At 56.3% G+C, this 15,173-nt stretch carries 15 protein-coding genes; 4 read left to right on the top strand and 11 right to left on the bottom strand.

What is annotated here, in order from left to right; translation table 11 throughout:
* The first annotated feature begins 246 nt into the window (after positions 1-246).
* Together ENH71_RS01045 and ENH71_RS01040 are read left to right on the top strand one after the other, a co-directional pair.
* On the top strand, positions 247-522 hold the full coding sequence (locus tag ENH71_RS01045) for a PLDc N-terminal domain-containing protein (protein WP_317622386.1): 276 nt from the start codon (positions 247-249) through the stop codon (positions 520-522).
* 35 nt (positions 523-557) lie between these two features.
* Positions 558-1,580, top strand: coding sequence for an amidohydrolase family protein (locus tag ENH71_RS01040; protein ID WP_294133616.1), 1,023 nt, complete (start codon positions 558-560; stop codon positions 1,578-1,580).
* 25 nt (positions 1,581-1,605) lie between these two features.
* On the opposite strand, the gene ENH71_RS01035 is transcribed toward ENH71_RS01040, so the two are convergent.
* The 3 genes from ENH71_RS01035 to ENH71_RS01025 are packed head-to-tail and all read right to left on the bottom strand — an operon-like array spanning position 1,606 to position 3,338.
* Positions 1,606-2,055, bottom strand: coding sequence for a PaaI family thioesterase (locus ENH71_RS01035; protein WP_294133614.1), 450 nt, complete (start codon positions 2,053-2,055; stop codon positions 1,606-1,608).
* Complete coding sequence (locus tag ENH71_RS01030; RefSeq protein WP_294133612.1) at positions 2,045-2,260, bottom strand: hypothetical protein; 216 nt, start codon at positions 2,258-2,260, stop codon at positions 2,045-2,047. Before ENH71_RS01030 ends, ENH71_RS01035 begins: the two co-directional genes overlap by 11 nt.
* Positions 2,253-3,338, bottom strand: a complete 1,086-nt coding sequence (locus ENH71_RS01025; protein ID WP_294133609.1) for a patatin-like phospholipase family protein — start codon at positions 3,336-3,338, stop codon at positions 2,253-2,255. The genes ENH71_RS01030 and ENH71_RS01025 overlap by 8 nt, the downstream gene beginning before the upstream one ends.
* 368 nt (positions 3,339-3,706) lie before the next feature.
* On the opposite strand from ENH71_RS01025, the gene ENH71_RS01020 reads away from it, so the two are divergent.
* Complete coding sequence (locus ENH71_RS01020) at positions 3,707-4,447, top strand: tetratricopeptide repeat protein (RefSeq protein WP_294133607.1); 741 nt, start codon at positions 3,707-3,709, stop codon at positions 4,445-4,447.
* 67 nt (positions 4,448-4,514) lie between these two features.
* On the opposite strand, the gene ENH71_RS01015 is transcribed toward ENH71_RS01020, so the two are convergent.
* Together ENH71_RS01015 and ENH71_RS01010 are read right to left on the bottom strand one after the other, a co-directional pair.
* Positions 4,515-5,609: an aminopeptidase gene (locus ENH71_RS01015; protein ID WP_294133605.1), complete on the bottom strand. Its 1,095-nt coding sequence runs from the start codon at positions 5,607-5,609 to the stop codon at positions 4,515-4,517.
* Positions 5,610-5,617: 8 nt separating this feature from the next.
* A complete protein-coding gene (locus ENH71_RS01010) occupies positions 5,618-6,400 on the bottom strand; it encodes a glutaminyl-peptide cyclotransferase (RefSeq protein WP_294133604.1) in 783 nt (260 codons plus the stop codon).
* 73 nt (positions 6,401-6,473) lie between these two features.
* Between ENH71_RS01010 and ENH71_RS01005 the strand changes: the two genes are divergently transcribed.
* A complete protein-coding gene (locus ENH71_RS01005) occupies positions 6,474-6,821 on the top strand; it encodes a histidine triad nucleotide-binding protein (protein ID WP_294133602.1) in 348 nt (115 codons plus the stop codon).
* A gap of 21 nt (positions 6,822-6,842) precedes the next feature.
* Here the strand turns inward: ENH71_RS01005 and mtnA are convergent, their stop codons facing one another.
* From mtnA to ENH71_RS00975, 6 genes are all read right to left on the bottom strand, one after another.
* A complete protein-coding gene (gene mtnA / locus ENH71_RS01000) occupies positions 6,843-7,937 on the bottom strand; it encodes an S-methyl-5-thioribose-1-phosphate isomerase (RefSeq protein WP_317622385.1) in 1,095 nt (364 codons plus the stop codon).
* A gap of 133 nt (positions 7,938-8,070) precedes the next feature.
* Positions 8,071-8,484 carry an ExbD/TolR family protein gene (locus ENH71_RS00995; RefSeq protein ID WP_294133599.1) on the bottom strand — a complete coding sequence of 138 codons (414 nt, stop codon included), beginning with the start codon at positions 8,482-8,484 and terminating at the stop codon, positions 8,071-8,073.
* Between the two features lie 198 nt (positions 8,485-8,682).
* The gene (locus ENH71_RS00990; RefSeq protein ID WP_294133597.1) at positions 8,683-9,267 is read right to left on the bottom strand and encodes a TetR/AcrR family transcriptional regulator; all 585 of its coding nucleotides are present in this window, start codon (positions 9,265-9,267) and stop codon (positions 8,683-8,685) included.
* Positions 9,268-9,473: 206 nt separating this feature from the next.
* Positions 9,474-10,214 (bottom strand): DUF445 family protein, encoded by a 741-nt coding sequence (locus ENH71_RS00985; protein WP_317622384.1) that lies wholly within the window; start codon positions 10,212-10,214, stop codon positions 9,474-9,476.
* 34 nt (positions 10,215-10,248) lie between these two features.
* Positions 10,249-11,103 carry a carbon-nitrogen hydrolase family protein gene (locus ENH71_RS00980; RefSeq protein ID WP_294133595.1) on the bottom strand — a complete coding sequence of 285 codons (855 nt, stop codon included), beginning with the start codon at positions 11,101-11,103 and terminating at the stop codon, positions 10,249-10,251.
* On the bottom strand, positions 11,104-15,165 hold the full coding sequence (locus ENH71_RS00975) for a YhdP family protein (protein ID WP_294133593.1): 4,062 nt from the start codon (positions 15,163-15,165) through the stop codon (positions 11,104-11,106).
* Positions 15,166-15,173 lie beyond the last annotated feature (8 nt).

Raw genomic sequence — 15,173 nt, 5'->3', positions numbered from 1 at the left:
AGGGCGTTACCGGCACTGGTTTAAACCAGCAAACTCTGCGCAAATTCGCCAAGGATTGGCAACCGGCGCCGCTGCCGTGGCCTGCGAGCATCACACAACAGAGCCAGGCAACTGTTTATAAAGGACTTTTTATATTGGCATGGAATTAGCTTCATATTCTGGTAGAACCCGGATCAATCTCAGGTTCGGGCATGACATCTATCGTTTGCGCTGCTCGCCCCGCGCGGTTTTACTGGAGACACAACCATGAACGTCGTTAAAAATATCTGCACCATCCTGGTATTCCTTGTTCTGGCTGCCCTGGCCCTGCCGCTGATTGGCGCCGGCCTGGGCCTGATGTTCGTGCTGGCGGCAGTATTCATCTGGTTGCTGCCCGTTCTGATCATCCTTAACTCGGACAAGACCAGCGGCGGCGAAAAACTGGCCTGGATTCTGGCCATCATTTTCCTGTCCTGGTTTGCCTGGATATTCTATTTCCTGCTGGCCCCGATCAAACCACGGCGCGATTACTGGTATGATTAAGCCTTAAAAGAGCTGGCGATAACAAGCGAGGCGATATGACACAGGTGACACCCGGCAGTGCTGACTGGTTGCAGCAGGTTCAGGAAGACATCATCGACCCGCAACGGCCCATCATTGACCCTCACCATCACCTGTGGCGCAAACGCTTTAATCAGGATTACCTGCTCAACGAGCTATGGGCTGACACCGGCAGCGGCCACAATATCCGGCAGACGGTTTTCATCGAGTGTCGCGCATTCTATGACAAAGAGGCCGCGCCGAATCTGCAGTCCCTGGGCGAAACCCGGGTTATTACTGACATTGCCAGACAGAGCCATCAACAGGCGGACAAAGCGCAACTCAATGGCATCGTCGCCAATGCGGACTTGCGCCTCGGCGCCCAGCCTGATGCTTTGCGCGAAGTGTTATCCGCACACCAGGACATTGCCGGCGACCTGTTCAAAGGTATTCGTCAGGCCGGCGCCCGCGACCCCAGGCCCGAAGATCTGGTGATCCCCGGCCCGGCGCCTGCCTACCTGTATGGACAGGAGAGTTTCCGGCAGGGACTGAAGCTACTCGGCGAGTTGGGACTGACCTACGACACCTGGCACTATCATCATCAGAATGAAGACTTCTGTGAACTCGCTGAAGCGGTGCCGGACACGACCCTGATTCTGGATCACTTCGGCACTCCACTGGGCGTGGGCATTTACCGCGGCTCCCGTGATGCCATTTTCACCCAGTGGAAACAGGACATGCGACGACTGGCGCGCTGCCCCAATGTTTTTGTCAAGCTGGGCGGAATGGCGATGCCGGATAACGGCTTTGACTGGCACACCCGGGAGCGTCCGGCCAGCTCGGACGAACTGGTAAGCGCACAGAAAGCCTATTACATGCACATGATTGAATGTTTTGGCCCGGAGCGCTGCATGTTCGAAAGTAACTTCCCGGTGGACAAACTGTCCATAAGCTACCCCGTGGTTTGGAATGCATTCAAAAAACTGAGTGCCGACTTTTCCGAATCTGAAAAACACGCCATGTTCTATGGCACCGCCGCCAGTGTATACCGGCTGACATAAGCGTCACCATCAGGTCTGTCCGGCGTCAGGCGCTGGCAGGGCGCGGCACACGCTTCAACACTCCACTACTGGTCAGGATGGTCTTGCCATTGGCCTCGATCACCGCACGGGCAAATATCAGCGAACCTCCCTTACGGGTCACCTCGCCGCGACCGGTCACCAGATCTCCGTCAAAGGCGGGTCCGACAAATTCGTTATTGCAGGTCACCGTTACCACGCCTTCATGGGTGCCACCAATGGCTGCCAGGCACAGGGTGTAGTCAGCGAACATCATCAGAATACCGCCGTGCAGGGTATTGTGGGCGTTACAGTTTTCCGGTCGGACGCGGAAGGCGGTGGCGATGTCATCGCCGTCCAGTTTAAAAAAGAACGGCCCGTTGTGATCTTCAGAGCGGTCCCCGTGCCAATGTTTGTACCCTGCAGGCACATCAACCAGAGCCGATGCCTGTTTGTCAGTGTTGTCGTTACTTGTCATCCTTGTCCTCATCATCACCGTTCGCCACATCGATGGCCGCACCCGCCACCTTGAAGGGGACCTTTGCCACTTCCAGGGTGACGTCCACTGCTGTACCCACTACCGTGCCCAGACAGCCCGTCAGCAACACCACCATCGTCGCCGACACCAACAATCTGAGTCCGCGGGCAACAAGCGCAGCGCGGTGTACCAAGAGCTCACACATGCTTTATCCTCTGTGATTGGAAGGCCTGAATGGTCTCCAGTCCGGTGCCGGTTTCAACCAGCGCCTGAAAATCATCAGCCAGGCGCTCACTTTCCTGTAATACGATCTGCCAGTAGCGCAGACGCTCAGCTGTATCCAGCCGTTTGAAGTCGTTGCGGTCGGGGATTTTGCCGTACGGCAATGAGTCGACAAATTCCCGCGATGGCGCCAGCAACACTGCATTATCAAAATAACCTGCGTGAGCCGTGCGCCAGGGTACAAACCTGTCGAACCAGCCCGGCGTGATGCTCGCATAAAAGTGCGGGTACAGTACCAGCCCTTTAGCCTGTTGAAAAGGCAAATCCAGGTGGTAATCGGTAATGCCACCATCACGGAAAACACTGCCCGCTCTGGTGCCCGCGATGTCATGCACCGATTCCATGACAAACGGAATCGAGCCACTTGCCATCAACGCGTCAGGCACATTTTCCGGCGTCAATGTAACGTAGCGACTGGGCAAATCAGTTAATGGCAATGTCTGCGCGGAATCCAGCGCATTATGAAAAACATGGCGCTCGAAAAACCACGACAATCCGCGCCGGCTGATCATATTCCCGGCAGCGCTGGCCGCCAGCCCCAGGCTCAGTGGTAACCGGCGGTCGGAGCGCAACATCCCACGTGCCCGATCAGCAATGACATGCAGGCGCATCATCTGATTACCGGCGATGTCGCCGGCACCGTGTTCACCCATCATGGCGGCCAGCATGGCTCTGGCTTCGCGCGAGATCTCATGCGCATCGGGATTATCCGAGTAAGTCTGCTGCGAATAGAGTTTTGCCAACCGGTCCATCGCGGGCACCGGATCACGCTGGGCGAAGCAGGCAAGGCGCCAGGCACCGGCGGATGACCCAATCATGTGCAGTGGGGCTTGCCTGTCGTGAAAAAACGAGGACGCCAGGTAGCGATCCAGGCCGTGCAGGACAAACCATTTCGGGCCGCCGGAAGCACCGGCCAACCAGGAAAAGTTGTCGGCAGCAAAACCATCAGCGCGCAAGGTTGCCAGCGCGCGCGGGCCGGCAAAAATCCTAAGCGACGACATGAGCGGAGTTGTCCATTGGCAGCAGTCCTGAGACGGTTTTGATAAGCAGTCCTGAAACGGTTTTGATAAGCAGTCCTGAAACGGTTTTGATAAGAAGTCCTGAAACGGTTTTGGTACGCAATCCTGTAATGGGCTCCCGCGAACAGCCCCGAACCCGGCATTGATCGCAAATCCGGATAACCAGAACCACATTGTAAGTCAAACTTATGACAAGATCAGTCCTCAGCGTCACAAATTATCACAGCTTGGTGCCGCGACAACTTGGCCTGCACCCATAGCGCCCGTTACTATTAGCCCTCAGGCTTGCCCGATCACTCCGGCGCAGGCACAATCACGCAGATTCCAATTTCGCAGGTTTGAACAAACGTATGAACAAATCGATGAGCAACCCGACGAACTCACGTTTTGCTGCCATGCTGCTGGTGCTTGGCGTATTACTGCTGGCCGCACCGGCAAGCAACAGCTTTGCCCAGACCGGTGCTACCGTGCAGGAGCGCGCAGTGGCCGCCACCAGCTCGGAGCTGGCGCAGCGACACTATCGCCGTGCCAACACCTACAACAACCTGGAGCGTTACGACGAAGCGATAGAAGAGTATCGCCTGGCCGTCGCAGCCGACCCCAACCTGGCCGACGCCTACCGTAATTTAGCCAATATCTATCTGAGTCAGGATCAACTGCAGGAAGCCATTCCGATGCTCGCGCGCTTCATCAACCTGCAGCAGGAAGCCAGTACCCCCCTGACCGCATCACTGAAAACCATTGGCGAGCTGTTGCGCCGCTCAGAGCGTTTCGATGAAGCCATTGAGTATGATGTACGCGCGATCCGCGCCGATCCGCGGAATGACTCTCAGGTACACTTGATGGGTAACCTGTATGACAACGCCGGCCATGTCGACAAGGCAATCCGGATCTATCAGACAGCGGCAGAGGTAATGCCGGGCAATGCTTTCATGAACCGCACACTGGGCCGGCTATACGAGCGTGAAGGTCGTCTGGAGGACGCACTGGCGCAGTATCGCAAGGCGGCCGAAACTGACCTGGGTTCACAGTTCTACCGCGAACTGGTGCAGAATATGGAAACCCGACTCGACCAACAGGGTCAGGGTTAACAAGGGCGAAGTAGCGTTAAAGAGCCCGAGTACAAAGACCGGGGCTTAGAGGCCCGCAGCGAGACCGTCAGAGACTACCGTGCCCCGGCCTGGCATCCTGATCAGCCTCTGCCGGCATGAGCGCCGACAGCCGCTTCAGCCGCGCTTCCGGCGTCAAAGCTGCCAGGCTGGCAACGACCTCATAGAACGAGTCATAGTCCCCGGCATGTTGCTCAAACAGCGCTGCAAAAGCCGGTACCCAGGTAAAATACGAGCCGACAGTGGCCAGTTGCGCATTATTCAACGGTGCCTGAAACCACCCTTGATAACGATCCCCGGCAGCGCTGTGCTCTTCTGCAAGCTGCTGCCAGGAGCGCCGCATGGCATTCTGCAATTGCTGCTTCTGCATCCGCATGGCGTCCACACTGATGTCACTGGCGTACACCATCGCAAAGCGCTCGCGGTAATCCAACACAAAGTCAATGAAACGCTGTTGTTCGAGCGAATCCTGCATGGACTGCAGGTAAAGCTCAGGCTGGCCCTGTTGGTCGAGCCAGTCCCGCAACCCGGCCTGACTGACAAAACTGGCGAAACTTTCATTAAACGCCGTGTCGCCAGGCAAATAAAGTTTCTGATGTGCCAGCTCATGAAATATCAGCGCCACCAATTGGTGGTCAGGCCGCTGGATAATGGTGCTCGGTACCGGATCATTGAACCATCCCAGCGTTGAATAGGCATCAACACCGCCAACGTAAACATCCAGCCCCTGCGTGCGTAAATCCCCGGCGTAGCGCAGCGCAGCGGTTTCCGAAAAATAACCGCGGTAATCGACGCAACCGGCAATCGGAAAACACCAGGACACCGGTTGTGTAGAGAATTCCGGGGCCGCAAACACATTCCATACCAGATGGCGACGTTGCAGCTCAACATAGCTGTCATAGCTGCCTTCGGCAGACAGACCCAGTTTCTGTTCCGCGTAATCCGTGGCCTGCTGAATGATCTGCAGTTTTTGCCGTAAGGCGGGATCCAGCGCAGGATCCTGTAGCAGGCGCTCTATGGATTGCCTGTGCCAAAGCAGCGAAACCTGACCGCTGACTGCCTGAACATAGAAGGCCACACTGTCACAGCCACTCACAGCACCCAGCAACAGGACAGTCAGCAGAATTCGTAACTTGCCAGCCATGCGTTATCTCAATGCCGCTGGTGCAGTTCAATTTCGAAAATATGTGCCCACAACTTCCCTGTCACCAGCAACCTGTTATTGTCGGCATCCCAGGCAATACCGTTCAACACCGCATCACTGCTGCCCGCCTCGGTCTGCTGCCGCAGGCCACGCAGATCAATGACGGACAGAATCTCGCCGGTCAACGGATCTATGCGCACGATTTCATTACTGGTCCAGACATTGGCCCAGACCTCGCCATTGATATACTCGAGCTCGTTCAGGAAGCGCACAGGGCGCCCTTCGATAGTCACCGCCACTTGCCGCACTTCCTGAAAACCATCGGGATCGTAGAAAAAAAGCCGATCGCTGCCATCACTGATGATCAGATGCTCGCCGTCAAAGGTCACTCCCCAACCTTCCGTCGGCAGGTAGTGCGAATCGACACTGTCGAAGGTCTCCAGGTCGTGCACAAACACCATGTTTTCGCGCCAGGTGAGTTGATAAATACGGTCACCGGCCACTGTAATACCTTCGCCAAAATACCGGTTGCCAAGTGCTTTTCGTTTGATAACCGCACCATCCTGCAATCGCATCTGTAGCAGCGCCGACTCACCGTAACGACCCGTACCCTCGTACAGATGCCCCTCGTGCACCAGCAAACCCTGGGTAAAATAACGTGTATTGTGCGGATAGGTGTTAACCACGGTGTAGTCATAAATGACAACTTCGCCGCGCGCCCCGCAACTGCCAATAAACAACACCAGCAACAACAACCGTCGTACAGTCAGGTGTATTTGTGCATGCATCATGTTATTTTCCGCTTAAGGTTTTCACTTCGGTTGCAGACGCTTTTTCTGCTCCGTTTTTCAAGGATACACTCTCATGACCAACGATTGCCTGTTCTGCCGCATCGCAGCCGGAGACATTCCATCGCAGGAAGTTTACAGCGATGATCATGTTTACGCATTTCATGATATTAACCCGACGGCGCCCACACATATACTGGTTATTCCGCGCAAGCACCTGAGCAGTATCTGTGATGCCAGCCCGGACGACGAAGCACTGATGGGTAAATTGCTGTTGGCTGGTCAACATATAGCGCGCGAACAGGGGCTGGCCGATGACGGCTTCCGCCTGGTGATCAATACCGGCGACCAGGGCGGCCAGACGGTGTACCACATTCACCTGCATATTCTGGGTGGCCGCCAGATGAGCTGGCCTCCGGGCTGATGACCTGCCGCCAGCGGCCGGCTAAAGCCAGGCCTTGATGTCCAGCAATCCCTGCGGCGTGGCCGGAAATATCCCCTTCTCCGTGATCAATCCCGACACCAGCCGCGCTGGCGTCACGTCAAAACCGTAGTTGCTGAATGTGGTATCCGGTGGCGCGATCGCGACACGGCATGCGGTGCCGGAGGCATCAAGCCCCGCCACATGGCTGACTTCGGTGCTGGCCCGCTCCTCGATAGGGATTTCACGAACGCCGTCGCTCAACTCGAAATCAATGGTCGATGTTGGCAGCGCGACATAGAACGGCACCCGATTATCGAACGCTGCCAGTGCCTTCAGGTAGGTACCAATCTTGTTACAGACATCACCACTGGCCGTGGTCCTGTCACTGCCCACCAGACAGATATCCACCATACCATGCTGCATCAGATGGCCGCCGGCATTGTCCACGATCAGCGTGTGAGGCACGCCGCTGCGCGCCAGTTCCCACGCGGTCAGCGATGCCCCCTGATTGCGCGGTCGGGTCTCATCTACCCAGACATGCACGGGCAAACCCGCCTGATGCGCTTTGTAGATAGGCGCCAGGGCGGTGCCCCAGGCGCCGGTGGCGAGCCAGCCTGCGTTGCAATGCGTTAATACATTGAGCACGGCATCATCCGCACGCGCCTGTTTGACAGCCAGCAGTTTTTCCAGCAATGCCAGCCCGGCGTCACCAATGGCACTGCATGCGGCCGCATCTTCTGCTAACAGTGTTTTGGCCATCTCCAGCGCCGCCTCCGCGCGTTGCGCCGGCGGCACAGATACCAGACCTTCTGCCAGGCGGGTCAACGCCCACTGCAGGTTCACGGCCGTGGGCCGGGTTTTTGCCAGCGTATTGCAGGCAGAGGCCAGGGTATCCGGGTCCTTTTTCAGCGCCAGATACACACCAAATGCGGCCGTAATACCTATCAATGGCGCGCCACGGACCCTCATCTGTACGATGGCATCACAGGCCTGCTCCAGCGTATCAATGTCCATGATCAGAAGCTGATGCGGCAATTGTGTCTGATCAATGATCTTCAGCTGCTGCGCGTTATCGTCATACCACAAGGTACGCATATCACCACTGGCATTGCTCACACTTCGACTCCTGTGCATAAGAGGCACCCATATTACCTGCCCCAAAACAAAAAACGCACCTCTCGGGGTGCGTTTTTTGTCATCAACGCTGATCAATCAGGTTGACTGTTACTCGTCTGGCGTGGACTACCCGTTACGGCTCCACGATTGAAATATTGGCGATACCAGCCTGTTTGGCCGCATCCATTACCATGACCAGCGTATTGACATTGGAGGTCTCGGCCGGACGTATGATCACTGTGGCTGACGGGTTTTCAGCTTTCAGACGGTCAATGTTGGCGCGAATCTGGCTTTCCAGTACTGCCCGTGGCTCGCCATTGAAACGAATTTCATTGTTCTGGCTCAGCTCAATCAGGATGTTCTTGTTTTCGTCATCGGTCTCGGGCGGCGTGTCGTTATTCTCGTTGCTGGCGGCATCGATGGCCTGCTCAGACAAAAAAGTCGCGGTGACGACAAAGAAAATCAACAGAATGAACACCACGTCGAGCATGGGCGTCAGGTCAATATTGCTTTCGTCTTTTTTTCTGCTGCCTGCCAGTTTTTTCATTGTAATTACCACAAACTGTTAAATATTTGTTTTTATTGACTTTAAGTCTGCCACCCAGAGGTAACAACTATCAGCCAAACGTCCTTTGCATGCGGGAATCCCGACATCTGATGGCCCAAGTATACCTGATATCGACCCGACCACAACAGGGTAATCAACAGATAGACTCGGGGCCCGCAGTGCCGTAGGGCAAGCTGATTATTTCAGGGTTTTGACCGTAAACGCGACCACTTCCGCCAGTTGCTTGGCGCTCTTGCCTTCACGTGAATGCACGCGCAGTCCACTGAGAGTGTTCATCAATACATCAGCCGCCAGCTCGGGGCTGACGCCTTTGCTCAGGTTGCCGGCCTTTTCTGCTTCCTTCGAACGCTTCAGCAATGCCTTGCGGATATTACCGTAGTAATTCTTGACCAGCTTCTGGATGTCCTTGTCGTAATTGATGCTTTCACAGAAAGAGTTGACCAGCAGGCAGCCCATGGTGCGACGCTTGTTGCTGGCGCTGAGCACAGCCAGGTCAAAATACTTTTCAATAGCATCCCAAGGTGCCAGTTCTTCGTTATTCAGGGAGGCTGACAGCTCCTTATCAACAAGCTTGCTGTAGTGCTCCAGACATGATTTGAAGAAAGTATCCTTGTCGCCGAATGAGTTATACAGCGTCCCACGATTAATGCCGGTTACATCAAGCAACTTTTGCACTGAACTGGCTTCAAATCCTTCACGCCAGAACTGCTCCATTGCATTGGTCAACACGTCTTCGTAAACAAACTCAACTGGTCTTGCCATAATAAATCACACACTCTAGGGTTAAAAAAAAACGGATTATTGGAACGATCCAATACTGCGATTCGAATTTTATTGCGGGGATTCTAGACTATCAGCGGGGGTTTTTACATCTAATGATACAAAATGCCACAATTGCCCAGTTTTACGACAAACGCAGGCAAATCCGGACGACAGCAACGTTTCTGAACACCCGTACTGTTTTACACTCAGGCACCGGTTTGCAGCAGACCAACAACAGCAAACACCAGTCCCAGCAAACCGCCGACAACGCCACCCCAGACCACAAGCCAGCCCAGATGCTGCTTTATCATCTTCTGCACAATTGCTTTCACCTGTTGCGGCGTCAGCTCCTGCAAGCGACGATCCACCAACGTCTCAATCCGCTCCAGCACAGCCTCGCTGTGGCTGGCAGCGCTGACTTTTTCGCTCAGCGCATCGGCAAACACCGGAGATGCCACAAATGACTTCAGGTAGTCCCGCATGCGCTGGGCAAATGGTTGGCGCAGGCCCTCAAGCGCTTTGGGGCCACCGATCATGCCAACCATGCCACCCATGGAAGACTGCATGATGGCTTCGGACAGTGAATCAAAGGCTTTGTCCAGATCCAGCTCATCGATCAGGGATGGCATCAGCTGCTCCATGCCGCTGTTCATGACGGTATCGGCATCAAAGAATCGATCCAGATTGTCGGCACTGAAGAACTGCTGCATGATCAGGTCCTTGATGCCAATCTTGAACTCCTCGAAATGCAGTGCGATTACGCCGGACCCATAAAAACCGGGAACGCGCTCAAACAGCATATGAACGGCCAGCGAGTTGGTCAACGCGCCCGACAATGCAAACAGCCCGGCACTCAACACCACATTGTTATAGGGTGCGGGCAAAAAAAGACTCAGTGCGGTCACTGACAGCGCACATAAATTGGTGATTAACCCTTTATCCAACATGCCACTCCTTCCATAAATACCAAATCTGCGGATACTACAGGCGCCGATGCGAAAACACGGGCATTTTGCGGCGCAGCTCATGCAGCGCAGGTAAATCCAGATCTGCCACAACAACGCCTTCACCACTGTCCAGAACGTCCAGTACGCGCCCCCACGGGTCGATAATCATGCTGTGGCCATAGGTTTCCCGACGTTCATTATGCACCCCGCCCTGACCGGCACCGATCACATAACACTGGTTTTCGATGGCCCGTGCGCGCAACAATACCTCCCAATGTGCCTCGCCGGTGACCCGGGTAAATGCGGCGGGGACCGAAATCAACTCCACGCGCTCATTAAACAGCCGACGGTAAAGTTCAGGAAAACGCATATCGTAGCAAATCGATAGCCCGAGCCGGGCCACGGTAGTATCGACGGCAACCACTTCGTTGCCGGCCTCAAAACTGTCAGATTCAGCATAACGCGCCTGCCGGTCGCTGACCTCGACATCAAACAGATGCATTTTGTCATAACGGGCAATAATGGCGCCGCTGCTGTCAAACACCAGTGAGGCTGGCCGCACACGGCCATCCGTCAACAACTCAGGCGCATGACCCGGGCGCGCAGGGCGTGTCAGCAAGGGTATCGTGCCCGCAACCAGGTCAATGCCATGACGGCGGGCCTGGGCGGACAGAAACCCTTGCAACAGAGCCCCCATATCGCCTTCATGTTCAGCGAACTGCGCCTGCGGCCCGCCGTCCAGCACCGCAAAATTTTCCGGCAGCACCACCAGCGCCGCGCCAGCGGCTGCGGCCTCACCAATCAGCCTGCCGGCTGCCTCGATATTGCCATGGATATCGGCGGTACTGACCATCTGCACGGCTGCCACCCGATTTCTTGTTGCCACCATTCAACTGCCTCCCGTGAATACCTGATTCAGCTTCGGCTCCACGCTCTCCCAGGGACCGTCCAGCGTATAGTGCGCACTGGTCAGGTTATCAACCTGGTCACCAAAAATCTGATCAAACAGAAATACCCCGACCGCAACCTGCCAGTTAATCAGGTTATTGAGTGCAGCCAGTCCGCTTAGCCAGGGTATATTGTCGCTGACCGGTAGCGTGATATAAAGATCGCCGTCGATGGTTTCGGCGGCCAGATCGACCTCGCCTTCTATCTGAAACAGACTCGATGGCCCGATGATCTGCAACCTGTCCTCGATCGACAACAGACCGTCTTCGAGCACCACTTTGCCGCGGATATCATCATAGACCAGTCCGGATCCGGCAATGTCTTCACTGAAACGCAAGCGCCTGAGAACGGCATCGAAATTGATGATGCTGATAAGCCGCAAGGCGCTGTTGGCGACGCCGGCGCGTTGCTGGAAACGTCCGTTATTGACGTCGAGTTCGATCTCGCCGTTCAGGCCCAGTGCAGAAAAATTCGCCGGACTGCCACGCCAGTGCAAACGTGAATCAAATCTGGCTGACTCGCTCTGAATGCTGGGAGCATAACCGTAGGCGCTGAGTACAGAGGCCAGATCAGTGGCACTGAGCATGCCTGTCAACTCGCTATCGTGGCTGTCGCCATCGTAGAGCCAGCGAAAGTTTGCCGGCTCTTCCTCGCTGCCAATACGCAGGCCACGGGCATCAACAATCAGGTCAGTGAATTCGGCACCTTGTGCATCTGATTGCATCAGAAACTGCCATTGCCCGAAAGGCGACCCGGCCATGGTCAACTCGCCAATCGACAGCCGGATATTGGGAAACTCTCTGGGGTCCAGATCGGCCAACGGATCATTGCGCGGCAATAGGTATTCCACCGTAGGCAACTCCTGGAAATCCAGTTCGACCTCCGCCTCTGCCAGCTCAGGTGCAGTCTGTTCCTGCAAAGACGCCTCGTCTTCGGTCCTGCCGTCGACGGAACGACTCAGATGCAGATACTCCAGAGCGACGTCCCAGGGGGCTGCCGATGTGGCCGGAGGGCGCACAGTGCCGGCAACCGCGTCGCTGTTCAGGCCCAGCGACCAGCCATCGTCCTGCTCAGCCAGTTGGGCGCTGACCTGCTCGAACACCTCGTCAAATACTGTCAGACGCCCTATCGTCAGCTCGGCCGACAAGGCCACACCCGGATCGAAATCGGCGACTGGCACCGGGCTGCTGCTGCCCCCCTGTGCCAGGCGACCAATCGCCGCCGACCAGTTCTGGAAATCCAGTTCCGGTATGGTGCCCAGCACCGAGATTCCCGGCGCCGACCCGTTCAGACGCCGCACCCGCAAGCCATCTGCCGTGCCACCGAAATAAAGCAGACCGTTGTAGACGGCGTCATCGCGCAACGTCAGATTCATCTGCACAGCATCACGCAGAGACATACTGATCGCCGGGCCCTGTGGCATAAAATCCAGCGTCATGGCAAACGCCCTGCTGTCGTCAGCGACTTTGCCGAAGGGCGCCGGCAAACCAAATCCGATACCTTGCAGATCGCTGTTGATCTGCAATTGCGGATGCAGCACGCCGCTGCTGGCATCAGCGTCACCGTAGATCGGCAGTTTGACCTCCGCGCGATAAGCGGCGGTGCCTTGCGCCTCTGTCAACAGGGTTGACACCAGCCCAGGCATACCAGACCACTGAGTCAACGCGTCCACACTGACATCACCCGCAACACTGACGCTGGCGCCTTCGGGCTCACCGTCCAGGCCGTCCGCGTGTATCTGCACATCAACCACACTCCCCAGCAGGGTGGCCGTCATGTCCTGACTCGCAAGCCCTTCGCTGGAACTGTAAACCAGTCGCCCGGACAAATCACCGACAGCAAGATTGAACTCCGGCATCAGAATGCTGTTGCCATCAAACGCAAACGCCATGTCGACCTGCGGCCTGGCATTGTCGACATAAAGCGGAATACTCAGTGCCAGACTGAATTCCGTATCCCCTTCGGCCTGCCACGTCGACAAATACTGACCGACGCCCTGCGTAACAGGTGTTGCCTGCAGATAGCGCAACCCCTGTTGCGCGCTGCCGCGACCGGTGCCGCTGACTGTCAGCCAGCTACCTCCCTCCGGAGTGGCGCGCACGGACGCGACACTGGAATTAAAATTTATGCCCAGCGAACTGCCAGCGGACGCAGTGATATCAACGGCACCATCGTCGATAGTCACGACACCATCGAGCGCTTCGATGGCTGGCCATGCCGGATCAAATTTTAGTGTGCCATCTGCCACCTTGTAGAACATCTGCAACGTTCGCTGTTCAGCGACGGCACCTCGCTGGACCTGCCCTCTGAAAATCAGACCACTGCCGCCCGCCTGTCCGGCAACAACAGCCTGATCGACCCAGCGCAGAATGCCTTGCGCCGATTGCGGCGCATTTGGCGCTGTCGGCAGGTACAACGACTTGCGCGATGCATCTGCCGACAGGGCACCAATCATCAGCTCCAGATTGATTGTACGGTCATCGCCATTCCTGATATCGGTAGCAAACTTGGCACGGGCCTGCAAATCGACCGACTCCACGACAATGACACTGCTGGCCAGCCGGATATCGAGATCTGTGCTCCAGTCAGCACGAAACCCCATCCTGCCGTTGAGCCGCTGATACGCCCATTGATCGTTGAACAGATTGGGTAAATGTACCATCACATCGTCACTGTCGACTTCGACAAATCCATCTGCGCGAGACTGCTCTGCAGCGAACTCCAGTTCCGCGTAGCCGTCAATGCCCCAGAACGCGGGTGCACCCCGATGCGCACTGAGCGCCGCCGCATTAAGGTTCGTGCTGACAGATGCAGTCTTCACGGCGTTGCCGTCCAGACCGGCATTGATTTTAAGGTTGCGGGCCAGCCCGCGCGGGTTGAACAATTCAATTTCTTCGCGCAAGGCGCTGTCAGGTGCCAGTGCCACCACGAGGCGTGACGCCAGCCCCATATCCATGGCATCAATATGTGCGGTTGCGCTGCGACCGGGCTGGTAAGTAGCGGTCATGCCGCCGGAGGGCCAGCTGCCATTGGCATAATCGAAGGCAAAATCCTCGACCTCAAGCTGCCAGCGGTTGTCCTCGGTCGAGTGCTGTAGCTGCAACCAGCCAACAGTCAGATTTTCCATGCGGGTGGCGGCTCTGCGCTCGACAGCCAGGTCCGCGCGACCACGCCAGGTCGCTGAAGCCAGGTCACCCGGTTGCAGCGTTAACCACAACTCACCGTCCAGAGCGATGCCATTGATAGCAATACCGGCGGGTTTGATATCGTGCAGGAAGTTACTGTAGTCTGCGCCGGGAAATGCCACATAGAGTTCTCCCTGCATCCGGTCCAGAGAATTTCCGGTGAGTTCTCCCTGAACCCGCAACGGCGCCGTGAGATCATCCTGAAAGGCGATCATAGTCAGGGCATGACGCCCATTCAGGCTCTGGAAGTGAAGTGTCGCATCGCTAAAGCGTGTCACCTGACCAGTACCATGGTGAAATGCCAGCCGGGTTTGCTCCAGCTCCAGCAGCGCCAGACTTTTCAGCCATTCCAGGACCTGTGCCGGTGATACGGGCTCTGATCCGGTTGCTGTCAGACCGGCCAGTGACCAGCCTCCGTTAGCCTGTTCGTACAGGGTCAGGTCAAGCTGTTGTAACGTGGTCCGCCCTAACACGGGGCGCATCTGTCGCACACTGGCGGGCATATCGGGCGCGATACTGACGTGCTCCAGTACCAACGGATCCGAACCGGCATTGCCGCGGGCAGTAATCTGCAGATTGCTGATCAGGAAGCGTGGACCAAACCGTTCCCACTCACCCTCAATGCTGCCAATCTTCACATCGGCGTCCAGCATCTGTGACAGGCGCTGCTCAACCTCTGCGGTGTAGTTGCCCACCATCGGCGCCAGTTGTCTGCCCAGGCTGACATAGAGCGCCAGTGCCACCAGCATGACCAGTAGCACTGCGAACGAGACCTGCAGGATCGCCCGTCCGATGGATTTGCTCAACTGAAGAATCATAGGTGCCT

Origin of the sequence: Pseudohongiella sp. (assembly GCF_011050365.1) — a bacterium.
Classification (GTDB): Bacteria; Pseudomonadota; Gammaproteobacteria; order Pseudomonadales; family Pseudohongiellaceae; genus Pseudohongiella.
This window is presented reverse-complemented; position numbering and strand designations above follow the sequence as displayed.

Bases quoted from the DNA above. Each gene is read 5' to 3' on its own strand.
- ENH71_RS01015 (WP_294133605.1), bottom strand. From the start codon at position 5,609: ATGGCTGGCAAGTTACGAATTCTGCTGACTGTCCTGTTGCTGGGTGCT.
- ENH71_RS00975 (WP_294133593.1), bottom strand. From the start codon at position 15,165: ATGATTCTTCAGTTGAGCAAATCCATCGGACGGGCGATCCTGCAGGTC.
- ENH71_RS01025 (WP_294133609.1), bottom strand. From the start codon at position 3,338: ATGTCGTCGCTTAGGATTTTTGCCGGCCCGCGCGCGCTGGCAACCTTG.
- ENH71_RS01035 (WP_294133614.1), bottom strand. From the start codon at position 2,055: ATGACAAGTAACGACAACACTGACAAACAGGCATCGGCTCTGGTTGAT.
- ENH71_RS00990 (WP_294133597.1), bottom strand. From the start codon at position 9,267: ATGGCAAGACCAGTTGAGTTTGTTTACGAAGACGTGTTGACCAATGCA.
- ENH71_RS01020 (WP_294133607.1), top strand. From the start codon at position 3,707: ATGAACAAATCGATGAGCAACCCGACGAACTCACGTTTTGCTGCCATG.
- ENH71_RS00985 (WP_317622384.1), bottom strand. From the start codon at position 10,214: ATGTTGGATAAAGGGTTAATCACCAATTTATGTGCGCTGTCAGTGACC.
- ENH71_RS01010 (WP_294133604.1), bottom strand. From the start codon at position 6,400: ATGATGCATGCACAAATACACCTGACTGTACGACGGTTGTTGTTGCTG.
- ENH71_RS01030 (WP_294133612.1), bottom strand. From the start codon at position 2,260: ATGTGTGAGCTCTTGGTACACCGCGCTGCGCTTGTTGCCCGCGGACTC.
- ENH71_RS00980 (WP_294133595.1), bottom strand. From the start codon at position 11,103: ATGGTGGCAACAAGAAATCGGGTGGCAGCCGTGCAGATGGTCAGTACC.
- ENH71_RS00995 (WP_294133599.1), bottom strand. From the start codon at position 8,484: ATGAAAAAACTGGCAGGCAGCAGAAAAAAAGACGAAAGCAATATTGAC.
- ENH71_RS01045 (WP_317622386.1), top strand. From the start codon at position 247: ATGAACGTCGTTAAAAATATCTGCACCATCCTGGTATTCCTTGTTCTG.
- ENH71_RS01005 (WP_294133602.1), top strand. From the start codon at position 6,474: ATGACCAACGATTGCCTGTTCTGCCGCATCGCAGCCGGAGACATTCCA.
- ENH71_RS01040 (WP_294133616.1), top strand. From the start codon at position 558: ATGACACAGGTGACACCCGGCAGTGCTGACTGGTTGCAGCAGGTTCAG.